General features: G+C 47.3%; 20 protein-coding genes and 1 riboswitch. All 20 genes read right to left on the reverse strand.

Annotated features, from left to right (window positions below):
• Window positions 1-29 precede the first annotated feature (29 nt).
• Window positions 30-3,776 (reverse strand): BclA C-terminal domain-containing protein, encoded by a 3,747-nt coding sequence (locus ABTV53_RS17830; protein WP_433744850.1) that lies wholly within the window; start codon window positions 3,774-3,776, stop codon window positions 30-32.
• Between the two features lie 193 nt (window positions 3,777-3,969).
• A complete protein-coding gene (locus tag ABTV53_RS17835) occupies window positions 3,970-5,367 on the reverse strand; it encodes an ATP-binding protein (protein WP_433754269.1) in 1,398 nt (465 codons plus the stop codon).
• A gap of 55 nt (window positions 5,368-5,422) precedes the next feature.
• Window positions 5,423-6,139 (reverse strand): response regulator transcription factor, encoded by a 717-nt coding sequence (locus ABTV53_RS17840; RefSeq protein WP_017687664.1) that lies wholly within the window; start codon window positions 6,137-6,139, stop codon window positions 5,423-5,425.
• Window positions 6,140-6,278: 139 nt separating this feature from the next.
• Window positions 6,279-7,541: a cytochrome c biogenesis protein CcsA gene (gene ccsA, locus ABTV53_RS17845; protein ID WP_433744854.1), complete on the reverse strand. Its 1,263-nt coding sequence runs from the start codon at window positions 7,539-7,541 to the stop codon at window positions 6,279-6,281.
• Entirely contained in the window at window positions 7,538-9,211 is a 1,674-nt protein-coding gene (resB, locus tag ABTV53_RS17850) for a cytochrome c biogenesis protein ResB (protein ID WP_433744857.1), read from the reverse strand. The genes ccsA and resB overlap by 4 nt, the downstream gene beginning before the upstream one ends.
• A 14-nt stretch (window positions 9,212-9,225) precedes the next feature.
• On the reverse strand, window positions 9,226-9,753 hold the full coding sequence (locus ABTV53_RS17855; protein ID WP_433744860.1) for a redoxin family protein: 528 nt from the start codon (window positions 9,751-9,753) through the stop codon (window positions 9,226-9,228).
• 134 nt (window positions 9,754-9,887) lie between these two features.
• Window positions 9,888-10,637, reverse strand: coding sequence for a pseudouridine synthase (locus ABTV53_RS17860; protein ID WP_124116190.1), 750 nt, complete (start codon window positions 10,635-10,637; stop codon window positions 9,888-9,890).
• A 196-nt stretch (window positions 10,638-10,833) separates the two neighbouring features.
• The gene (locus ABTV53_RS17865) at window positions 10,834-11,652 is read right to left on the reverse strand and encodes a S1 family peptidase (RefSeq protein ID WP_433744863.1); all 819 of its coding nucleotides are present in this window, start codon (window positions 11,650-11,652) and stop codon (window positions 10,834-10,836) included.
• A 63-nt stretch (window positions 11,653-11,715) separates the two neighbouring features.
• Window positions 11,716-12,249, reverse strand: coding sequence for a spore maturation protein (locus tag ABTV53_RS17870; protein ID WP_017687658.1), 534 nt, complete (start codon window positions 12,247-12,249; stop codon window positions 11,716-11,718).
• 6 nt (window positions 12,250-12,255) lie between these two features.
• Complete coding sequence (locus tag ABTV53_RS17875; RefSeq protein WP_036607746.1) at window positions 12,256-12,882, reverse strand: nucleoside recognition domain-containing protein; 627 nt, start codon at window positions 12,880-12,882, stop codon at window positions 12,256-12,258.
• 31 nt (window positions 12,883-12,913) lie between these two features.
• Window positions 12,914-14,101, reverse strand: a complete 1,188-nt coding sequence (locus ABTV53_RS17880; protein WP_433744868.1) for a D-alanyl-D-alanine carboxypeptidase family protein — start codon at window positions 14,099-14,101, stop codon at window positions 12,914-12,916.
• Between the two features lie 130 nt (window positions 14,102-14,231).
• Window positions 14,232-14,714: a GerW family sporulation protein gene (gene ytfJ / locus ABTV53_RS17885; RefSeq protein ID WP_036607830.1), complete on the reverse strand. Its 483-nt coding sequence runs from the start codon at window positions 14,712-14,714 to the stop codon at window positions 14,232-14,234.
• A gap of 147 nt (window positions 14,715-14,861) precedes the next feature.
• The gene (locus tag ABTV53_RS17890; RefSeq protein WP_433744871.1) at window positions 14,862-15,593 is read right to left on the reverse strand and encodes a DUF2953 domain-containing protein; all 732 of its coding nucleotides are present in this window, start codon (window positions 15,591-15,593) and stop codon (window positions 14,862-14,864) included.
• Between the two features lie 377 nt (window positions 15,594-15,970).
• Window positions 15,971-16,627 (reverse strand): SMC-Scp complex subunit ScpB, encoded by a 657-nt coding sequence (scpB, locus tag ABTV53_RS17895; RefSeq protein ID WP_221822076.1) that lies wholly within the window; start codon window positions 16,625-16,627, stop codon window positions 15,971-15,973.
• Window positions 16,596-17,396, reverse strand: a complete 801-nt coding sequence (locus ABTV53_RS17900; RefSeq protein WP_433744874.1) for a segregation and condensation protein A — start codon at window positions 17,394-17,396, stop codon at window positions 16,596-16,598. Before ABTV53_RS17900 ends, scpB begins: the two co-directional genes overlap by 32 nt.
• A 104-nt stretch (window positions 17,397-17,500) precedes the next feature.
• Complete coding sequence (gene ribH / locus ABTV53_RS17905) at window positions 17,501-17,968, reverse strand: 6,7-dimethyl-8-ribityllumazine synthase (protein WP_017687651.1); 468 nt, start codon at window positions 17,966-17,968, stop codon at window positions 17,501-17,503.
• 102 nt (window positions 17,969-18,070) lie between these two features.
• Window positions 18,071-19,303 carry a bifunctional 3,4-dihydroxy-2-butanone-4-phosphate synthase/GTP cyclohydrolase II gene (locus ABTV53_RS17910; protein WP_433744877.1) on the reverse strand — a complete coding sequence of 411 codons (1,233 nt, stop codon included), beginning with the start codon at window positions 19,301-19,303 and terminating at the stop codon, window positions 18,071-18,073.
• A gap of 32 nt (window positions 19,304-19,335) precedes the next feature.
• Entirely contained in the window at window positions 19,336-20,004 is a 669-nt protein-coding gene (gene ribE / locus ABTV53_RS17915; protein WP_150364570.1) for a riboflavin synthase, read from the reverse strand.
• Window positions 20,005-20,056: 52 nt separating this feature from the next.
• Complete coding sequence (gene ribD, locus ABTV53_RS17920; protein ID WP_433744881.1) at window positions 20,057-21,160, reverse strand: bifunctional diaminohydroxyphosphoribosylaminopyrimidine deaminase/5-amino-6-(5-phosphoribosylamino)uracil reductase RibD; 1,104 nt, start codon at window positions 21,158-21,160, stop codon at window positions 20,057-20,059.
• A gap of 322 nt (window positions 21,161-21,482) precedes the next feature.
• Window positions 21,483-21,649: riboswitch (FMN riboswitch) on the reverse strand.
• Between the two features lie 168 nt (window positions 21,650-21,817).
• The gene (locus ABTV53_RS17925; protein WP_433754270.1) at window positions 21,818-23,122 is read right to left on the reverse strand and encodes a hypothetical protein; all 1,305 of its coding nucleotides are present in this window, start codon (window positions 23,120-23,122) and stop codon (window positions 21,818-21,820) included.
• Window positions 23,123-23,177: the final 55 nt, after the last annotated feature.

The raw sequence follows: 23,177 nt of genomic DNA on the forward strand, positions 1-23,177 counted from the left end.
CTGGGAAATAGTCTTAATATGTTATCGAACTATAAACTTAACTGAATAATGTTTAGTGTAGCCCCCGGAGGAGAGAGAATAGCTGTGCCAATAAGCCCGAATAATTGTAACTGGATTGTTGAGCCCGCAGTAACAGTGACCATAAAATCAGATTGTAACTGACTGACCGAAAGCGCTGGAGATACTACACTCGCTGGAATTACTCCCCCGTTAAGTAAAACCCGAGATTGGATAGCAAGTGCAGCTGTCAGGTTTATTTTATATGAGATATAGTAACGACCTGCATTGGCAAGTGTGAAGGTGTCATTTGCCCCATTGACGGTTATACCTGTGCCAATATTTTGGTTATTCGGTAATGGAACGAGTGTACCACCCAATATTACAACAATCGTACCATTCGTGTTCTCAACAAAAGCTGAGTTAGATGTTACAGATGTTCCTGTTGCACCGGTTACACCTGTAGCTCCTGTACTTCCTGTCACCCCAGCGCCAGTATCTCCTGTAACCCCAGTCGCACCGGTCAAACCTGCGGTTCCCGTCGCTCCCGTTTCGCCTGTTGCCCCTGTCAATCCCGTACTGCCGGTTACACCGACTCCGGTGGCTCCTGTAATCCCAGTCGCACCGGTTGAACCTGCGAGACCCGTTGCTCCCGTTTCACCAGTGGTACCTGTTGATCCCGTACTCCCGGTTACGCCTACTCCTGTGGCTCCTGTAACTCCAGTCGCACCGGTTGAACCTGCGAGACCCGTTGCTCCCGTTTCACCTGTTAATCCCGTACTGCCGGTTATGCCAACTCCGGTGGCTCCTGTAACTCCAGTTGCACCGGTTGAACCTGCGAGACCCGTTGCTCCCGTTTCGCCTGTTGCCCCTGTTAATCCCGTACTACCAGTTACGCCGACTCCCGTGGCTCCTGTAACTCCAGTCGCACCAGTCAAACCTGCGGTTCCCGTCGCTCCCGTTTCGCCTGTTGCCCCTGTCAATCCCGTACTGCCGGTTACGCCGACTCCCGTGGCTCCTGTAACTCCAGTCGCACCAGTCTGTCCTGCGGTTCCCGTTGCTCCCGTTTCACCAGTGGCACCTGTCAATCCCGTGTTTCCGGTTACGCCAACTCCGGTGGCTCCTGTAACTCCAGTTGCACCAGTCTGTCCTGCGGTTCCCGTTGCTCCCGTTTCACCTGTTGCCCCTGTTAATCCCGTACTGCCGGTTATGCCAACTCCGGTGGCTCCTGTAACTCCAGTTGCACCGGTCAAACCTACCGTTCCCGTTGCTCCCGTTTCACCTGTTGATCCCGTACTACCAGTTACGCCGACTCCCGTGGTTCCTGTAATTCCAGTCGCACCAGTCAAACCTGCGGTTCCCGTCGCTCCCGTTTCACCTGTTGCCCCTGTTAATCCCGTACTCCCGGTTACGCCGACTCCCGTGGCTCCTGTAAATCCAGTCGCACCGGTCAAACCTGCCGTTCCCGTCGCTCCCGTTTCACCAGTGGTACCTGTTGATCCCGTACTCCCTGTTACGCCGACTCCTGTAGCTCCCGTGACGCCCGTAGCTCCTGCTCCTGCGATTAACGTGTAATCTGGCGATGTACCCGGCGTTCCCACTGGTGAGGCTACATTCGCAATATACGTACTGCCGTTGAACGTCACAACCTGACCGGCTGGATACGTTGGGGCTACGGCTGGATCAAATGGCACGATACCACTCAAACCTACACCTGTCGCTCCGGTACTCCCCGTCACTCCTGCGCCCGCAAGCAACGTATAATCCGGCGATGTCCCCGGCGTTCCCGTCGGTGAGGCTACATTCGCAATATACGTACTGCCGTTCAACGTGACAACCTGGCCGGCTGAATATGTTGGAGCCACCGCTGGATCAAATGGCACGATACCACTCAAACCTACGCCTGTCGCTCCTGTTCCCCCGGACGCTCCTGTAACTCCCGTACTTCCCGTTACGCCAACTCCAGTGGCTCCCGTCACTCCTGTCGCTCCTGCTCCAGCAAGCAATGTGTAATCGGGTGAATTCCCCGGCGTTCCCGTTGGTGAGGCTACATCGGTTATATATGTGCTTCCATTAAACGTCACAACCTGACCGGCTGGATACGTTGGAGCCACGACTGGATTGAATGGCAAAATGCCTGTTAATCCTGCCCCTGTAGCTCCCGTTACACCTGATGAACCAGTGACTCCTGTGGGTCCTGCACCTGCAAGCAATGTATAGTCTGGTGAAGTACCAGGAGTACCCGTAGGAGAAGCCACATTCGTTATATACGTACTTCCATTAAACGTTACGACCTGTCCTGCTGGATACGTTGGAGCTGATGCAGGGTCAAACGGAACTGTACCATTAAGGCCGATGCCTGTAGCGCCAGTCGCACCGGTAACTCCCGATTCTGCTAACAATGTATAATCTGGAGAACTTCCTGGTGTACCCGTTGGGGATGCAACATTCGTAATGTAGGTACTTCCACCAAACGTGACGATCTGCATAGCTGAATATGTTGGTGCTAATGCCGGATCGAACGGCACAATGCCACCTAATCCTACACCCGTGGCTCCGGTTGCCCCTGTTGTTCCTGTCCCCGTCGCTCCTGCTGCCGAAAGCAGTGTGTAGTCCGGTGAGCTTCCTGGTACTCCTCCAGGACTTGCAACATTCGTAATATAAGTACTGCCGTTATACGTAACGACCTGACCTGCTGGATATGTCGGAGCCTGGGCTGGATCAAAAGAGGTTATTCCAGTTAGACCTACACCAGTTGCTCCTGTGGCTCCCGCAGCAGCAATTAATGTATAATCCGACGAAGTTCCCGGTGTTCCTAAAGGACCAGCTACACTTGTAATGTAAGTACTCCCGTTATACGTAATTACCTGACCTGCTGGGTAACCCGGAGCGAGCGCTGGGTCAAATGCTAAAGCACCCGTTAAACCAGCTCCGGTTGCTCCGGTTGCTCCCGTTGCTCCAGTCGTTCCACCCGCCAATAAAAGAGTGTAATCTGGGGAAGTTCCGGGTATACCTACTGGACCATTTACATTGGCAACATAAAGTTTCCCCTCATAACTGACGACTTGGCCCTGGTCATAGGTCGGTCCTAGCACAGGATCATATCCGGTAATATTGTTTAAACCTACACCAGGTGCCCCTGCCGGACCTTGTGCTCCCTGTGGGCCTACTGGGCCTACTGGACCTAATGGGCCGATTGGTCCAATTCCTCCTGCCGGTCCCGTAGGGCCTTTCACCCCTGGAACTCCTGGAACACCTGGTACGCCCGGAACTCCTGGCACTCCCTGTGGGCCAGCCGGTCCAGTAATCCCTCCGGTTCCAAAAGTCGTCGTCGCCCGACTTAGAGATAATGATATCGATCGGATTAATCCCACAAGTTTATCTTTTTCAGCAGGTGGCACTTCCAGAAGTAACGTTACACTTAACAAATCATCTAGTAAATTTTGCAAGTTACCTGCGAGATTAATTAGAGGAACAGGAATAATCTCTGAGCCTGCAATCGTTAATTCCAACACGGCTTGTAATTCTGCTTTTACCCCGGCACGAAATCCCGATTGATTTACAAACGTAAGTAACTGGCGTAATCCATTCTGTAATGCTAGTATATTGGCTGAAGTTGGCTGACTGATTGCAGCTGGAATAGTCACAGCGAGGGAACGCAGTATGGATTCAAACTGCTCCAATTCTCTGGTGGTTATAGGAATTAACGGAGAGCCCACTCTAAAAGACCTGCCTTCCAGAAAAGCTTTAATATTGACCCTTTTTCGATCATCGGACATGCTTAACTCAATCCTCCTCTATCTTGCTTGCTTTTCAAGCTTATGTCACATAGGAAGGAAAATTATCTCGGACACTCTTTTTAGTCAAAAAAGACCGTTCATGTTCCACGATGAACAAGATTAAACGGTAGTCTTCAACAAAAAAACACCCTCCATAAGAAGGTGTTTCCGCACTTTTTGTATGAAATTCAGGCTATTTCGATGAATCCAAGGGAAATTGCAAAATAAACTCTGTTCCTTCGCCAAGCACACTATTGACGGTAATCATGCCTTGATGCGCATCAACAATATTTTTCACAATCGCTAAACCAAGCCCCGTGCCTACACTTTCTCCCCGAACACGAGCCTTGTCTGCTTTGTAGAATCGTTCGAAAATAAATGGCAAGTCGGATGAAGGGATACCCACACCCTGATCCTTCACAGAAACTCTGACAAATGGAGCACGAAGATAAGTGACCCGCTCGGCTGAGATCATTACATTTTTGCCAGTAGGCGTATGCCTGAACGCATTATCCAGCAAATTCGTAAATACTTGCTCAAGTCGATCCTCATCTGCTTGTTGAAGTTCAATGGTTGGCTGTTCGAACTTAAATTGCAGTTGAATTCCCTGTTCTTTTGAACGCACCGAGAACTTTCGATATACACGTTCAAGTAGTTCTCCGAGGTCAACTTCCTTCATCACCATGTCCGTATGTCCAGCTTCCATCCGCGCAAGATCAAGCAAGTCTTTAACTAGTCTGCCCATCCGGAGGGACTCATCATGAATAACCTGGATCAGTTCTTCGCTTTCTTCCGGTGAGGTTGCCATACCGTCCAAAAGGGCTTCACTGTAGCCTTGCATCATGGATAACGGAGTTCGTATCTCATGAGATACGTTAGCCACGAAATCACGCCGCATTTTCTCCAGACGCACTTCTTCTGTTACATCTCTTAAGACAGCCACAGCCCCTCTGACAACACTGTCAGCATACAACGGCGCCATCTGAACAGACCAGACACCCTGCTGTACGTGAACATTGGAGTTCTGGTCCCCACCTTGTTCCATCACCTTTCTGAACAAAGGAAGAAGGGGCTCAGGTACATCTCGCGAAGTCTTGTCAGACTGCTCGGAATCTTGTCCTTCGTCCATTTTTGCCCAATCGAGATCATACCATGCCTGCATGATCTTCTCTCCAGGCGGATTCGTCAGAATAACTTTGCCTTCACCATCAAATGTAACCACCGCATCGGTCATGCTGCGAAGCACACTTGCCAAATGTTCTTTCTCATGGTTAAGGTTTCGAATATTATCTTCCAGTTGGGCAGCCATATGATTAAATGTGTTGGCAAGTTCACCAATCTCATCACTCGTTACCAGGGAGAGACGTGTTCCGTAGTTCCCTTTGCGAATCGCATTGGCTGCCTGAATCAATTGCTGCATGGGCTGCGTTATTTTGGTGAATAGAAACAATGCAAAAAACGTGGTTAAACTGAATCCGATAATACAGATATAGGTGAACAAGCGCTTAATATCTCTGGATTCGGATTCTGCAAAGTTCGTATCAATGTAGGGCAGCAAAAAAAGACCCAGCGCTATAAGTACACAACCCACAAGGCAGATAATAGTGATCCATAACTTCCCGACCAGTGATCTCCAGAAACTAAAACTACTTCGGTACTTCCAGTTTATAACCCACACCCCACACCGTCGTAATCATGGCCGCCGATTCAGGCGATACCTTGTTAAGTTTCTCGCGAAGACGCTTCACATGCGTATCCACGGTACGAAGATCGCCAAAGAATTCGTAATTCCATACATCTTTGAGCAATTCTTCTCTGGAGAAAACTTTGTCGGGAGATGTTGCCAAGTAGTGCAGCAATTCATATTCTTTTGGTGTAAGACTAATCTCTTCGCCACCAGCGGTTACCCGGTGGGCATCATGCTCAATAACCAGATGCGGGAACACGATGTTGTTACTCGAATTGCTCTCCTTGGAGAGATAAGCTGTCGCGGAAGATCGACGTAAAATCGCTTTGACGCGATAAATCACTTCACGCGGGCTGAATGGTTTTACAACATAGTCATCAGCGCCAACTTCGAAGCCTTGAACCCGGTTAATCTCTTCACCTTTTGCAGTGAGCATCAAAACCGGCGTGGATTTCACCTGACGAAGACGGGTACACACTTCAACTCCATCCATACCCGGCAACATCACATCAAGCAAAATCAGCCCGTAGTCCCCTGCTGTTGCTTTACGCAGCGCAGTTTCCCCATCCTCAGCTTCATCGATTTCATAACCTTCTTTTTCAAGATACATTTTCAAAAGCCTGCGGATTCTCTCTTCGTCATCCACGACCAGTATTCGATTCTCATGTTCAGCCATGCCTCTCCAGCCCCTTTGCAATAACTCCTCATCACTTCTATTATGTTCGATCTGGCGAACAATATTTGAATACCCTGCAATAAAAAGGTACGTTTGTGTTTCCCGCTTCTAAACTCAACCTTTGCAATACGAGTCTGTTCTAGTCAGCTCCAGCATAAGAATGTAATCCTGCAATGATCAGATTCACTCCAACCAGCGTAAACATGACTACCAGGAAGCCAAGAACTGCAAGCCATGCAGACTTCTGACCTTGCCACCCTCTGGATAAACGCAAATGCAGATAGACGCTATAATATAGCCATGTAATCAATGCCCACACCTCTTTGGGATCCCAGCCCCAAAAACGACTCCAGGCAATCTGAGCCCAGATCATGGCAAAAATTAAAGCTCCCAGCGTAAATATCGGAAAACCAATGGCAATCGCGCGATAACTTATCTCATCCAGATCATCGGCATCGATTCCATCCATCATTGGCTGTAGCGCTTGTCCAAGTGGTCTGCGCACAAGAAGTCGTACAATTCCATACAGGATCAGACCTACAACAAGTGACCAAACCACCGTATTCAGCTTACGCCCGGCATTAACCCCGTTCATCCAGGAAGGCGTCTCAAGTAAAGGTTTTTTCATGCCAAGAAACGGTGTCATGCTCTCCACTTCGCTATTATATGGTGCAAAAATCGGAGGCATGCGATAAATCACTTTCTCTATTGTACTATTTTCCTGTACCTCTGTGTCAATGCTGACCGTTTTCTGTACAAAAACCGCCTCGTAACCAGCTGTACGAAAGGCAAATACCGTTCCGATAAATCCGATGACGACAACGATCGTAACCAGGGTGAATTCAACCCATCCTCGTTGACGTCTTGAGGACTTGTCTTTACCACTGAAATCAACAGTACGAAGCAAATACATGAACCCTGCAGCAAAACCCACGGCGAAGAATGCTTCACCAAGCGCAGCCAACGTCACGTGAATTTTCAGCCAGATGGACTGAAGTGCCGGGATTAATGGTTGTACCTCCTGAGGAAATACAGCGGCGTATGCCATAATAATAATGGTAAGTGGCAAGGCAAACAAACCCAGTAATGACTTGCGGTATATGGCATATACAACAATAAATGCAACCATGATCATCATGGACAGAAAAGACATGAACTCATACATGTTACTAACCGGGATATGACCTGCCCCAGCCCATCGGGTTACAAAAAATACGATATGTGCTGCCAAGGCTACAGTCGAAGCAATGAAAGCTCTTTTACCCCAACGATTCATATGGTCCAGAGGATCACGATTACTCCATTTTTTGCCCATGACCGCGACAGCATATAACAAGAATGCAGCACAATAGAGAAAGAAAGATACGATAAATGCGTCGCTACTGAAATCCAATAATCTCATGCCTGGTTCCCCCCGTTATCCAACGACTTCTCTTCCACTTCCAGATTCATCTGTTTCAAGACGGCCGCCACTTCACGCCTGAAGCCAAACCAGTTTTTGTTGGTATGTCCACCCAAGGTGAGCTGTTTATCATCAAAACGAATCCAGATGCGGCGATGATGCCAATAAAAACCCATGACCAGACCCAACATAACAATACCGGCTCCCACCCACACAAAAGGCATTGCCTTATCCACTCTTATATTGAGATAACTTACGGACTGAATAATATCGACCTTGTCCATGCTGTCTACTTCCAGCTGTAAAGGAATCTCAGCTCCAATCAGCTGTTGGTTAATCGCATCCTGTTGAAACCGTTGTTTATCGATCTGCTTCGCAAAGTACAGATATTGTATCCCCTCTTCGGGCAGATCCGGCCCCTTGATGAGAAAGAGAAAAGCAGGTGCATTAGGGGAAGGCGATTTTGATTTGGGCTGCCCATTCTCATCCAATCCAAAGTCCATAAACTTTTCTTTTACCGTGAGCTTATAAGGACCAGCTTCAAATGTTCTTTGGGTATCTACCATATCGATCTTAATTGGCCCATATACTTCACCCGTCTTTGTATTGACCAGATCAGGCGTTACGGACCGAATGGTGGGTGTTAGATCATAATCAAACTGATATGCTTTCAGACCATTATAATTCAATGGATGATTCACGCGTACATTATGTCTGGTTACCTCAGCTAACTGAGGTTTCTTCGAGAGATCCGAACAATCTGCTGTACATTCATACAAAACAACTTTTGTTTCAAACAGTTTCGGAACGGTTTTATTGAGGTTACGGAATTGCTCAGGTACTTCGTCCTCACTGTAGAATTCAACATTAAACTGTTCGTTCTGCAGATACATCGACGTGTTCGGAATCTTTTTGATCTCCCCTTCAGGAAAAGCGACGTGCTCGTCCAGATTCAGACCTGGAAGCCCTCGTGCCAGTACCGCCAGCAAAAATATAATGAGTCCAATATGGATGACATATGGGCCCCATCGACTGAATCGCTGTTTCTCTGCGAGTAATGCATCCCCCTGGGTGTGCACGCGGTATCCTTTCTTTTTCAACGGCGTAACCGCTTTCTTAATCCAGTCTTCTGGTGCCTCTTCGATGGCCCTTTGGTACACCAGACGCTGTCTTGTCAAAAATTGTGTATGCTTACGTATTTTCTGTTTATTCAGTGCTTTGTAGAGCGGCAGGACACGATCCAGACTGCATATCACCAATGATGCCCCAATCAGCACCAGCAGTAGAATAAACCACCAGGATTCATATGTATGGGATAAACCCAACAGATAATAAATATGACCCAACTGGCCGTATGTTTCTTTGTAATACACGGAAGGATCAATATTCAAGAATGTACTTTCTTGCGGATAGACTGTACCAAGCATAGAACCTACAAGTGTAAAAACAATCATATAGACGGCAATTTTGACGGATGAAAAAAAGTTCCATATGCGGTCAATGATGTTAGGGTTACTACGCTGTGAACGGCGCGCCATGCCATCATAACGCATTTCCAGCACTTCATCCGATTTAGCTTCAGACTCCAGCAGCGGTTTCCCACATGCTTCACATAGTACAGTGCCTACCGGGTTTTGGTGTCCGCACTCACATTTGGTATTTTGGAACACGAATAGACCTCCTGTCAGGGCTGCTTCGCCAGTTGCGAAATTTGAGCGTCAAGTGTGTCCAAATCAAGTTGCCCGATATGAATGGTAGAGATTTTGCCCGTGTTGGATACAAAGAATGTCGTTGGCATCGGAGAGATCCCGAAATCACGAACCGAGTTTTTCTCCCGGTCTAACATGATTGGAAACGTAACCCCAACCTGCCGAACAAAATTATCCACGGTCATCTGGTCTTCTCCAACATTAATGCCGACAAATTGTACTCCTTGGTCCTTCCATTTGTCAGCTTGCGCCTGAAGTGCAGGCATTTCTTTAACACAAGGTTCACACCACGTGCCCCAGAAATTGATCACCATTGCTTTTCCTTTGTACTCATCAGACGTATGAACTTGACCATCCAGGCCCAGCAGTTCAAAAGAAGGAGACTTGTCCCCTTCCTTTGGTTTGCCATTCGAGCCGGATACCGATGTAGTAATCGCATATCCGCCCAACACCAGGATCAATGTCAAAATGACGATTTGCACCGTTCTTCTTGATTTCCCCATGTGCTGCTCCCCTTTTAAGTGACTGTAGCATTCGCATCTTATTGATATAAGACAACTGTGAACATCCTATGAACAATTATAGCGAATTTCGTCACAAAACTGCGGCGGTTTTATGAAAATTATGTGTCCTCACATTACCTTTTTTTCATTTTTCTGGCTGGTTCTGATTGTGCGAGGGTAATCAGGTTGTTGACTTCTTCTTTGGTCAGATTACGCGTCAAACCACGTTTCAGGTTTTGTAGCAAAATGCCACCAAACGAGATCCGTTTCAACCGGGTTACCGGATGGTTGATCGCCTCGAACATGCGTCTAACCTGACGGTTACGCCCTTCATAGATCGTGATGGAGATCACCGACTCATTCGCCGCTGTATCCACATCTTTGTACTCCACCTCTGCAGGAGCAGTCATGCCGTCATCCAGCATAATGCCTGTCTTTAATTTCTCCAGAGCCGAACCATGCGGCACACCTTTGACCGTTGCATGATACGTTTTGGGTACGTGATGCTTCGGATGCGTCAACAAATGTGCAAACTCACCATCATTGGTCAGAATCAATAAGCCCTCTGTGTCATAATCCAGACGACCCACAGGGTATACACGTTCCTTGACACCTTTCAGATAGTCGGATACAATTTTCCGACCTTCAGGGTCAGACGCACTTGTGATTACGCCTTTTGGCTTGTTCAGCATCAAGTACACTTTTTTCTCACTGCGGATCGGTTTTCCATTAACCGTAATCATATCCTCTTCGGGGTTCGCTTTCGTACCCAGTTCGGTTACGACCTCCCCGTTAACTTCTACTTTGCCGGACAGGATTAGTTCCTCGCTCTTGCGGCGGGATGCAATGCCTGCCTGTGCGATAATTTTTTGTAATCTTTCCATGTTTGTCATGTCACCTCACACTAATGATACCCATCACGCAAGGAAATCACAAGGATAATCCAAGGATTTTGTAAACTGGGGACACGAATATGCATTTTAGACTCCCTTCCCCTTTGAGATTGACGCAAAAAAAGCCTGCCTTTACACGACCTGTCGAACACAGATGGCGTAAAGGCAAGCCTTTTCCTCAACTCATTTAATTGGAAACTTTGCCGGCAACTGCAACCTGTTTTTTGGCAGGTTTAGTACTCTCTTTAATGAAAGTCTGCAATGTTTTGGAAGTAATATAATAGGTACGTCCACCGTACACAAATGTCATCATACCTATTACCCGGTTGTTCTGATCCAGAACAGGGCCACCTGAATTACCTTGTGCCATGGATTTCACAATACTGCCGATTCCCTTTTTACCCGGAACATCCGAGGCTTGGGAACTGAATACTCTGCTTTTGGCTATCGTATTGTAGGTTGAAGGAAAAGCTTCATCCAGGATGACAAGATCACCAGCAGGATTTTTAGGGAATCCGATGGTATAGACAGACTGGTTATCCCGGGCATTAGCAAACGTGACCGGTTGGGCATCTATTTCCTTTTCCAGCTTCAGCAATGCCATGTCTGTGACCGGATCTGTCTTCATAATCTTTGCCTTTACAGGCTTGCCTAAGGAACCCGGACTCGCAACAGTCAACGTGCCTTCATCACCATCAGACAGCTCAGCAAAACTCTGAACAACATGGTAGTTCGTGAGCACTTCATCCTTCGAGATCAGAATCGAGGTACCCACATCATAATATACCATATCGGGTTCATCCTGCTTGACCAAACGTACATTCACGACGGGAAAAGAATCCGCTGTGACTGCCATTTGTGCACGCAGCTGTTTGTCAAAGTAACCTGTAAAATGTATCGTCTGCACGGCTTGAGCCGCCGCCAGCCCCGTTGACCCTGCCAGCATTGCAATGGCAAGCACGCCAGACATTCCCACACGGAGTATTCGTTTCCAACTCTTTTGCATGACTCACTCTCCTCCGCTATTATTCTAGCATATCTAATATATCGGAAGGAAAGGAGATATCGTTTAACCAAAAACGAGCAAACAAATGGCCAGAGCAGCAATAAAACCAACGACATCGGAAAACAATCCTACTTTGAGTGCATACCGACCGTTTCTTATGCCTACAGCCCCAAAATAGACAGTCAGTACATATAACGTGGTATCTGTACTCCCCTGAATCGTAGATGCCATTCGTCCAATCATGGAGTCGGGACCATGGGTTTTGATCAGATCGGTTGTAAACGCCAGGGAGCCCGTCCCCGTCAAAGGACGCAGTATTCCGAGTGGCAACACTTCGCCTGGAACACCCATCCAGGACACCAGCGGAGCGAACAGGCTAATCACAAAATCCAGTGCACCCGAGGCACGAAATACGCTGATTGCGACCATCATACCCACGAGATGCGGAATAATACTGATTGCAGTAGAGAATCCATCCTTGGCCCCATCAACAAAGGATTCGTAAACCGGGACCTTTTTGGTAAACGCATATAATGGAACAAACGCGATAATAACCGGGATGGCCCAGACGGAGATCCAGTTGATGAAGGTTAACAAAGGTGCTCATCCTTTCATGCCGGGATTGCCACTTTTCTGTATGCGCGGCGGTTTGTGTAAAGCCCTGTTCCGATACCAGCGATCGGCGATTATAGCAGCAAGTGTAGCGATAATGGTAGCCATCAATGTTGTTCCCACAATCTCTGTAGCATTGGCGGAATGATAGTTTAAGCGGATGGCGATCAGCGTTGTCGGAATAATGGTAATACTAGCCGTATTCAGAGCCAGTAAAGTGCACATGGCAGGAGAAGCAGTTTGTTTATCCGGATTAAGCTCCTGCAGTTGTTGCATGGCTTTGATTCCCATCGGCGTAGCCGCATTTCCAAGCCCCAGCAGATTGGCACTCATATTGGAAAGAATATAACCCATCGCCGGATGATTTTTGGGCACATCGGGGAACAGAAAGCCAACAACCGGACCAAGCAGCTTGGCAATCCGCGCCAGGAGACCGGCATCCTCGGCCATTTTCATCATGCCCATCCAGAACACAAGCACACTAATCAGACCAAAACAGACCGTAACTCCCGTTGCCGCCCCATCAAAAGCAGCTTGCGTGACCACTTCGATATTGCCGTTGACGGCTGCAAAAACAAATCCGATTAAAATCATGAGCAGCCATATTAGATTAATCATGGATTATATCCTCCCTTCAATGGCGATTTAGCTAAGGAGACAACAGGTGACTTAACACGGCACGCCACGCAGCGGCCCAGGAAGAGACATCCCCCATTCCACCGAGCGTTTCATCTTCTGTCTTCGGTTCAGGAGGGATATAACTGCCTTTGCGATACACCGGAATTGAGCCAACAAGTTTGCCGTCAAGTTGCATATCAATGCGACCTGCCAATCCAAACGAAGGATCTGTCGATTGTTCCTTGTCTTCCGTTTCCGACTGTCCTCGATTTTCGTGTAGGATCAATTTCTTGGTCAATGAGCCTTGTTCACTTTTAGCCAGTGGGTACCAAAATCCCCGGCCCGTAACGACATCTGTATTTTGCACAGGCTGTTCTTGCTTGGCGACCTCTACCAACGGGAAGTACTCAAACCCGAAATCAAGCATCCGAGCATGATCGTTCCAATCGTTTCCGTCGTTCAGCGTTACCGCGGCGAGCTGCTGTCCGTTGCGTGTGGCCGAGCTGACCAAACATCTGAAAGCTTTTTTTGTATAGCCGGTTTTCACCCCATCCGCACCTTCATACATCCGCAGCATTTTATTTTTGTTGTGCCATGAGTATTCCCAGCTTTCATTGGGATTTGGTGCGGATTTGTCTTCCGTGGCTACGATTCGTTTGAACACCGGATTGTGCAGCGCATATGCCGTTAATCTGGCCAAGTCATTGGCTGTAGAATAATGCCCTTCTGCATCCAGTCCATGAGGGTTCATAAAGTGGGAATGCGTCAGACCGATCTGCTCTGCCTTTTTGTTCATTAACAGAACAAAACCCTCTTCCGAACCACCTACATGTTCCGCTATTGCAGAGGCCGCGTCATTGCCCGAACGGAGCATAAGCCCGTACAGCATGTTTTCAAGCGTCATCTCTTCACCTAACTTCAGATAGAGAGACGATCCTTCTTTGGCAAAAGCCGTGGGAGACACTTTGACTTTCTCATCCAGCTTGCTGTGTTCAATCGCAACGATCGCTGTCATGATTTTGGTCAAACTGGCAATTCGCAGTTCCTTATCTCCATCTTTGCTGTACAAAATCCGGCCTGATGTGACATCAATGAGAGCAGCGCTTTGCGCATGTGTAGACGGACCTTGAATCGTTGCCTGGGCTTTAGTAGCCCCCAATGAAGACAGCAAGAAGACAGGGATAAGCATGCATGCAAGAACTTTCGTTATTTTTCGCATCAATTCATTCCTCCGGGTCACTTGGAATCTTGTACTATCTTATGTCCGGACAACTTGGAGTATGTCCCATAGGGCAAAAACAGCAAAAATCCCTCACGCTTGGATGCGGGAGGGATCATGATGAAATGATTCAGCTATACGTTGATGGATCTGGTGTAACCGGTACACCTGTAGTATTCGTTGGTGTTGTATTCCGTTGGAACATGCCTTGAATTCGGTCCAAAACATAAGGGGTTGAGTCAATGAGTTTCTCAAACAGATGTGTGGAGTTATCGAGCGGTACAATGTGTACCCCCTGTTTACCTACCACCAGGAACGCAATAGGTCGTATGGATACACCGCCGCCACTACCGCCACCAAACGGAGAAGCCACTTTAGCTGAACTCGCATGTTCAGCAGAGGTACCCGTAGCACCACTTTTGCCACTACTTTCTCCATTAACGTGAAAATCACTACCACCGGCAGCAAATCCAAATCCCACCTTACTGATTGGCAGAATCACGGTACCATCCGGTGTTTCGACTGCATCGCCAACAATTGTATTGACATCCACCATGGCCTTGATATTTTCCATTGCGGTTTCCATTAAGCCTTGAATTGGATGATCTGACATTTAAATTCCCTCCAGTTTCAATGTAAGCTAGGTTTGATCTAACCATATCATCCCCAAACTTGAAGGGACTTATGTAAATAAGCATTTTAAGTACACTCACCGAACACCAACCATATATTTCCAAAACAGGTCGGCTATAATGTGTTTTTACAGAGTTGTCCCACTAAGTTTCTTCTTTTGCTTCTCCTTATGCCTGCGGCGCTGTTCCTGAAGAAGCTTGAACCACATCCGCCATCCGCCTTCGACTTGAAGCACACGGGTGAGTAATGTAACTCCAGCGATCAGAACGGCTGTAATCCGAATTTTCGCTCTGAAATCCAGATCGGTTCTAAATTCCATTTCATCGGACCATACCGGCATAACCTGAAGCACGGGTATTTCATCAAAGCGGATCTGATAGGTGAGAAAACCAATAATAATGGATTTGATACTCCACACCCAGCCCGTCAGCACCGCTGTATGTGCTGCATCACCAACGCCGATGTGGGTAGCCCAGGACAGTTGGGTCATATGTACGCGTGTGAGTGTTTGCTTAAGCCACAGCTTGAGCGCATCCGTTGCCCTGAGCATAATTTTCACCTCTTTAGCCCACTTCTTGACTTTGCGTTTGTTGACCCGCTCGCTTCCCTGGGCCTCGCCTCTCGAATGATTCATGGATTGTTCGGTCTTGACCAGAAAACCTTCCTTCATATTGCGAAAAACAATACTTGGGATCTCATAGTTAATCCGCACAATTCCATAGAGAAGACGAACATTAATATTGGCGTAATCATCACTTTTATGTTTACTGAATGTAAAATGTACATGAACATTTGAGATGAGGACTGCGGCAATCAGCAATGCGAACAACAAACCGATTCCTCCAAGCCAAATCCACACAGGCCTTACCTCCAAGCCCTCAATTCTTTTCTCGTCTAGTATGGCACTCTGGATAGGAAAAAATTCACGTCTGACCTAAAAATCCCATTTCATATTTGTTTGGAACCGGTCCGTAACCTTTTATTTACACAAATTGGACTAAAGTTAGTTACACTGGTCACTCCGATGACAGAATAACCTTCCGATCGCTGTTATCCCCAGATTTTTTTGATTCCCTTCTCTAAAGGGTAAATCCGGGGATAAAGGCGAACACTCCGTTTCTTCAGATTATTTCTGTCCTCTCCGTTATGTGTAAAATCTTTAGTTCAATTTATCTAAAAATAATGCGCAAAAAAACCGACTCCACTGATGGGTGTCGGTTAGTATGAGCTTGCAAATTAGAGTGAAGAATCCGTATTATCATCTTCGCTGTCGATATGACTTAGATCGTCCGCCGGATCAGCACTTTCCGGTTCCAGTTGTTGCAGATCCAGTTTGTTGAATAACAGTTGTGTCTCTTCCTCCAAGTTTTCCGAATCTTCGAATAAGCCTGGTTCAGGAAGGTCTTTAATTGAAGCCAATCCGAAATAATCCAGGAATGACTTGGTCGTTCCGTACAGAATTGGTCGTCCGATCGCCTCGGCTCGTCCCACTTCAATGATCAGATCCTTATTCACAAGCGTATGAATGGCCCGTTCCGATTTTACACCGCGAATTTCCTCAATCTCAACCCGGGTAATCGGCTGCCGGTACGCCACAATAGCCAGCGTCTCGAGAGCCGCTTGGGATAAGGACGTTCGTGCTGGGGAGTACGCCAGTTTTTCAAAATATACAGCATGTTCAGGCAAGGTGCCCAGCTGCACTACACCAGCGATTTTGAGAATCTGTACACCTCGTCCCTGCTGTGAAAATTCATGAATCATCTCCTCAATCGCGTCCGTTACAAGCTCCACTCGCTGGTCGACGATCTCGGCAATTTGTTTGATACTCAGACCCTCTTCTCCGGACAAAAACAGCAGGCCTTCAATAATCGATTTCAATTTCGGAAAATCCATGATTCTTTGTTTCCCCTCTCCACTCCATAACGATATCCTCAAACATCCGTTCCTGATAACAGACAATCTGCTTCATCTTCATCAGTTCCAGCACCGCCAGAAAAGTGACAACAATCTCATGGCGATAGATATGATTATCCATCAACTTGGAGAATAAAAGTCTGCCTCCCGGCCCCATACTTTCCAAAGCGCCGATGACATCCCGTATCCGGTCCTTAACCGATATTTCATCCCGTTTGATCCGGGTTACGGTTGTACGCTTCTCAGCCTTGCGTAACGCCTTCTGAAATGCTGCAATCAGGTCAGAGGTATGCAACCCCTCAACCGGGTTCGATGGGGCTTCTACAGGCATATAAGGGCGCAGATCCTCGGGCTCTTTGGAAAAAATAAGGCTGCGTTCCCACTCCCGTTCATGAAGATGACGCGCAATTCCCTTGTACTTGCGATATTCTATCAGACGCGCAATCAACTCTGCACGTGGATCATAATCTTCTTCTTCCATATAATCATAATCCTCGAAATCCTCAATGACCGGTGGTTTGGGCAGTAAAAGTTTGCTCTTGATCGACAGCAATGTTGCTGCCATGACCAGAAATTCACTCGTAATATCCAGTTCCAGTTCCTGCATCGAATGCAGGTACGCCATGTATTGATCGGTAATATCGCTGATGGGAATATCCTGGATATGAATTTCAGCCTTATCAATCAGATGAAGCAGCAGATCCAAAGGCCCTTCAAAAGTCTCCAGTTTGTATGTAACTACCGTCACTAGACGAATCCTCCCGCCAGAAAAATACAAAACCCTGCTAAGCCGTCCGAATCCGGTTTCCCGTGTTCGTCTGCGCAAAGCAGGGCACTACTATTAAATAAGCACTATTTTAGCTGTTTCGTCAAGTTTGCCATCTCAATTGCAGCCGTAGCTGCATCCCAACCTTTGTTACCCGCCTTGGTTCCGGCACGTTCAATCGCTTGTTCAATATTTTCTGTCGTAACCAGTCCAAAGATTGTAGGCACGCCTGTTTTGAGGTTAATTGCTGCTACCCCTTTTGCCATCTCGTTGCACACATAATCGTAATGTGTAGTTGATCCACGAATAACGGTTCCCAGGGTAATCACTGCATCATACTTGCCGCTCTCTGCCATTTTCTGCGCAATCAAAGGGATTTCGAATGCACCTGGAACCCAGGCTACATCCACCTCATCATCCTGCACGCCGTGACGTTTGAATGCATCGAGCGCTGCGCTAAGCAATTTACTGGTAATGAATTCGTTGAAACGTCCAACAACAACTCCATATCTGGATCCTTCTGATACTAAATGTCCTTCAAAAAATTGTGGCATTCAAGTCATCTCCCTAACGGTATAATGTAATGTAAGTAACGGAAATTCGGAACTAATCACTTCCATAAATTACATGGTGGAAATAGTCAATCTACAACGCATTTACTTTTCGTTCTGCTCGATATCATCGAACTTGAGCATATGTCCCAGCTTGGCTTGCTTCGTATGAAGATAAACCGTATTGTCCTCGTTCTCCTCCATCTGGATCGCGACACGCTCCACAACTTCAAGTCCATATCCTTCAAGTCCTTTAATTTTACGAGGATTGTTAGTCAGCAGTCTGATCTGACGAACCCCAAGGTCTTTTAGTATTTGAGCGCCAATTCCGTAATCACGCAAGTCGGCAGCAAAACCCAAACTCAGGTTTGCATCCACCGTATCCATACCTTCCTCTTGCAGCTTATAGGCTTTGAGTTTGTTGATCAGGCCAATACCCCGACCTTCCTGTCTCATATAAAGCAGTACACCATTGCCTTCCTCATGAATCTGTTTTAGTGCCGCATCAAACTGCGGACCACAGTCACAACGATGCGAATGGAATACATCACCTGTCAAACATTCAGAATGCACACGTACAAGCACAGGTTTCGAACCATCAATCTCACCTTTGACCAGAGCCACATGCTCCTTGTTATCCACAGCGTTTGTATAGGCCACTGCTTGAAACTCGCCAAAGTCTGTTGGCATACGTACAGCCACTTCACGTTGAACCAGCTGCTCCTTTTCGTTACGGTAACGAATCATGTCCTGAATACTGATCAACTTCAGATCATGCTTGCGTGCAATCTCCTGCAGATCCGGAAGTCTGGCCATTGTGCCATCTTCCTTAATCACTTCACAGATAACGCCAGCAGGATAGGAACCACACATGATAGCGAGATCTACAGCCGCTTCCGTATGTCCGGCACGTCGAAGCACACCCCCGTCTTTTGCAATCAGCGGGAACATGTGACCTGGCTTCCGGAAGTCCACGGCTTTCGCCTCAGGATCGATCAGACCTTTCACAGTAATAGAGCGTTCATGTGCCGAAATACCTGTTGTTGTATCTTTGTGGTCCACAGAAACGGTGAAGGCTGTTCCATGGAAATCCGTATTTTGTTGAACCATCGGCTTCAGGTTAAGTTCGTCGGCACGTTGTTGTGTAATCGGAACACAGACCAGACCTCTACCTTCAGTAATCATGAAATTAATGACTTCAGGTGTCGCCTTTTCGGCCAAAGCGATAAAATCGCCTTCATTCTCCCGATCTTCATCATCCACAACAATGACGGGTTTGCCACGCATGAGATCATATATAGCTTCTTCTATTGTGTCCAGAATGGATTGTTCTGACATTGCTCCACCTCCAGTTAATTTCTGTTCTCTATTTATGCAAATCCGTGATTGGCGAGAAAATCTTCACTGATACTGCGCGGCTTGCCAGCACCAGTCTCCCGATGTCCTCTCCCATACTGGAGCAGATGATCCACATATTTACCCAAAATATCGCATTCGATATTAATGGTATCCCCTGTCTTTTTCACATTTAGTACAGTCTCACCAATGGTATGCGGGATAATGGAAACCGTGAATGCAGTATCCGACGTATGGACAACGGTCAAGCTAATGCCATCCAGTGTAACCGATCCTTTGGGGATCAGATATTTGAACAACTGGTGATCATCAGGCTTGATCTCAAACACAATTGCATTCTGATCACGTGTTATACTGCCAATCACTCCAGTACCATCGACATGGCCCTGAACGATATGTCCGCCAAAACGACCGCCTGATTGCATGGCCCGCTCCAGATTAACTTTACTGCCAGATTGTAGCTGACTGAGATTGGTATGGCGATAGGTTTCAGGCATTACATCGGCGGTAAAACCTCCACCTTCGAGCGTTGTCGCTGTTAAGCACACGCCGTTCACTGCTACACTATCACCAATCTTCAGATCGTCCATGATGGCGGAAGCTCCGATATTCAGGACCATCGCTTCGCCTTTCCGACCAATACGCCGGATCTGACCGACTTCTTCCACCAAACCGGTAAACATGCTGCCGCCCCCCTGTTTAATTTATAAAGTTACTTCTTTAAAATTCATTTATTTATTCAGGCCACACCGGAATACCGCCAATGCTGATATTATCTCCAACTTGTTCGATCTCCAACTGATTCAATTGAATCGCCTGATTCATACGTTCCACACCCTCGAAGCGGAAGCTTCCAGGTGTATCATAACCGCCAACAATCTTTGGTGCGATAAACATGAGCAGTCGATCAACCAACCGTGCCTCCAGCATAGCTCCATTCAGAGTGCCTCCACCTTCAAGCAAAATCGAACCAATCTCACGCTCACCCAGCTTGCTAAGTCCGTTTAACAGATCCACACGTGGTCCAGGACCACAGCGTATAATTTCGACGCCGTAGGCCTCCAAACGTTCAGCTGCTTCAGGACTGGCTTCGTCTGTTGTCAGCACCCATGTTGGAGCAAGACCATCCTTAACCATTTTGGCACCTACGGGAAGACGCAACTTGGAATCCACCACAATGCGTACTGGACTAATGCCTTCGACTTGCAAACGGGTTGTAAGTTCCGGATTATCTGCGATCACCGTGTCGACACCAACCATAATGCCTTGGTGACGATGACGAAGGGCATGCACAATCTCACGAGCGGACTCGTTGGAGATCCACTTGCTGTCTCCGCTGCGAGTAGCAATTTTGCCATCCAAAGTCGTAGCCGTTTTCAGTGTCACGAAAGGAAGGCCTGTTGTAATAAATTTAATGAATTTTTCATTCATGCGTCTTCCACGCTCACGCAGTACGCCAACTTCAACTTCAATGCCTTGTTGACGAAGCATGCTTATGCCTCTGCCGGATACTTGCGGATTTGGATCTTCACAACATACCACAACACGTTTCACCTTTTCATGAATCAGGCGTTCACTGCAAGGTGGCGTCTTGCCATAATGACTGCAGGGCTCAAGTGTAACGTATACCGTACTGCCTTCTGCATCGCTGCCCGCCATGTTTAGTGCGTGTACCTCCGCATGACCGGTTCCACGTTTTAGATGGCTCCCCAAGCCTACAATACGACCCTGTTTCACAACTACACATCCAACGACCGGATTAATTCCCGTCTGTCCCTGTGCTCGTTCTGCCATATCCAATGCCAGTGCCATATAAAATTCATCATTGATCATTTCCAAATCCGTTCACCCCGCGGTTTAAAGTCTTGTTTATTAAAAAATCCCCGTCGAACAATCAGTTCGATGGGGATGATGAGAGACAAATGTCACCAGCAGGAGTGAAATGAGTACAGCACGCCAACACTTTGCCCAAAACTTCATTTCGGGCAAGTGAAAATAGACACATACCTTAATGAACATCAATTACAGGTAAAGAGCTTTTATCTGTGGCATATGTACGGAACTTTCCGGCGTAACCGGATTTTCCCTGCACAGTGCAAGACATCACAAATCGTGACTGTGCAGCAATACTCCTGCTGAATGCAAACCTGTTAGGTCTGCACCTCTCCTTCTCCCATCCAGACTATACTGTCGGTTCTGGAATTACACCAGATCAGCCATCTGCCAATGGCAGACAGGTCACGGACTTTGCATCAAGTGTTGGACATATGTCCTTACACTTCCTGCATCACCGCCGGTAGGGAATTGCACCCTGCCCTGAAGGATTGCTTTCGTTATTACTTGGATGTTAGCACTTTAATGCCAAAAAATCAATTGTTTTTTGTTCCTTTTTGTCACATACTAACTTTTAATAAGCTAAGAAATAACAAAAAACCGCTTCCTCACAAGAAGGTACGGTTTTTGCTTGGAGGCACATTTCACATCCATCGCATCATTCTACATATCAGGAAAACACCAGCTCGCCATATGCTTTAATTCTTTGGCATTATGAAATGGAGTTCGGTCAGGTTCTGGCAGCGGCGAACTGGGAAGCGGAAAACCTCTTGCTATTCTTCTGACCCAACTTGTGGAATCGATCGCGATAGCCGAGCATTTCCAACGTCCATTCGCTCTTGGTCGAAACGTCCCATGCAAATCTGCTTTTCCCGGCATGTCAGGAAAGACACCATCCAGATATTCAACGATGACGCGCTTGTCTCTGACTTCATGACAGTATACCGTCACCCATACACCTTCCCGGACCCGAACAGCATATACATCTCCAGACTGTACCTCCCCGGTGCCTGCATCAGGAGATGCCTTGGGTACTTTTCCGCGGACACTTCTCATCTTCTCCAATGCACCCAAGATCGTTTCCTTTACAGGTGGGCTCTCTTCAGGCTTATCCGCAAGAGATATATTACTCAGATCAAAATCATGGAATATCTTGTTCAGGTTGTTCTCATTGATTCCAACAGATGAGTCCCACCACGCCAGAGGCGCCTGCACTTCAACCCGCATATTGGGGCGCTCGTCACGCTGTATGTAAGAAGTGAATTCCGTAATTATTCCGGGATGATCCGGCGTATCCAGTATGCCAATTAGAGCTAACGTCTCAAGCAAGTCGCGATAGACATATTCCTTTTGTGTAGTCAAAAGGCGTTCCTTCTTAAGAGCTATTGCTGCCTTGCTATAACGTGTTTTGGGTGGTAATTCGCGAAGCACCGTTAACACTGCCCGGAATACCCATCTGTCGTAATCATTGGGGATGGGAGACTCCTGAGCCCCAGCCAGCTCTCGAAGTGCCAACACATATCCAAAAGGATCACCATCCAACGGGGTTCCATTGGTCATCCGCCAATACCATTGCAGCGTCGTGTCGGTTGCATGATCTACACTTAATCCGCAGATCTTACAAGTGTTCGAAGATGGATATGGCGTATGTTCATGACTTGGCATACTGCTCGCAATAAGCTTGCCCGTAAGCAACGAACGCCAGATCATGGGTGCTGACCACATCGATGCGACAAATGCCTGGGCGGCATCCTCTACGGTCCATTGATTCGCAAGTTTTTCCAGCTCAGTAATCGTTTCATCATGCTGCGGACGTACAAATCGATTGGGTTCATGTCCGGCTGCCTCAAGAGCTTCTAGATCCTGTGCGGATATACTCTGAGAAACATCATGTCGGGATGCCTGTAGTTCTTCGTCCCATCGTGTGGGTCCGCTATAGACTTGTTTTAACAAACGTAATTGATCCACTGTATTCAAAGGTTGTTCATCCTCCCTTGTCGCTTCGTCTAACGCCAGAATAACC

The sequence above is a fragment of the Paenibacillus amylolyticus genome, from assembly GCF_050990605.1.
In the GTDB taxonomy this organism is placed as follows: Bacteria; Bacillota; Bacilli; order Paenibacillales; family Paenibacillaceae; genus Paenibacillus; species Paenibacillus amylolyticus_H.

Excerpts from the sequence above, each read along its gene's own strand:
- ABTV53_RS17830 (WP_433744850.1), bottom strand. The coding sequence starts at position 3,776 with ATGTCCGATGATCGAAAAAGGGTCAATATTAAAGCTTTTCTGGAAGGC.
- ABTV53_RS17840 (WP_017687664.1), bottom strand. The coding sequence starts at position 6,139 with ATGGCTGAACATGAGAATCGAATACTGGTCGTGGATGACGAAGAGAGA.
- ccsA (WP_433744854.1), bottom strand. The coding sequence starts at position 7,541 with ATGAGATTATTGGATTTCAGTAGCGACGCATTTATCGTATCTTTCTTT.
- ABTV53_RS17855 (WP_433744860.1), bottom strand. The coding sequence starts at position 9,753 with ATGGGGAAATCAAGAAGAACGGTGCAAATCGTCATTTTGACATTGATC.
- ABTV53_RS17860 (WP_124116190.1), bottom strand. The coding sequence starts at position 10,637 with ATGGAAAGATTACAAAAAATTATCGCACAGGCAGGCATTGCATCCCGC.
- ABTV53_RS17865 (WP_433744863.1), bottom strand. The coding sequence starts at position 11,652 with ATGCAAAAGAGTTGGAAACGAATACTCCGTGTGGGAATGTCTGGCGTG.
- ABTV53_RS17875 (WP_036607746.1), bottom strand. The coding sequence starts at position 12,882 with ATGATTAATCTAATATGGCTGCTCATGATTTTAATCGGATTTGTTTTT.
- ABTV53_RS17880 (WP_433744868.1), bottom strand. The coding sequence starts at position 14,101 with ATGCGAAAAATAACGAAAGTTCTTGCATGCATGCTTATCCCTGTCTTC.
- ytfJ (WP_036607830.1), bottom strand. The coding sequence starts at position 14,714 with ATGTCAGATCATCCAATTCAAGGCTTAATGGAAACCGCAATGGAAAAT.
- scpB (WP_221822076.1), bottom strand. The coding sequence starts at position 16,627 with ATGGATTTTCCGAAATTGAAATCGATTATTGAAGGCCTGCTGTTTTTG.
- ribH (WP_017687651.1), bottom strand. The coding sequence starts at position 17,968 with ATGCCACAATTTTTTGAAGGACATTTAGTATCAGAAGGATCCAGATAT.
- ABTV53_RS17910 (WP_433744877.1), bottom strand. The coding sequence starts at position 19,303 with ATGTCAGAACAATCCATTCTGGACACAATAGAAGAAGCTATATATGAT.
- ribE (WP_150364570.1), bottom strand. The coding sequence starts at position 20,004 with ATGTTTACCGGTTTGGTGGAAGAAGTCGGTCAGATCCGGCGTATTGGT.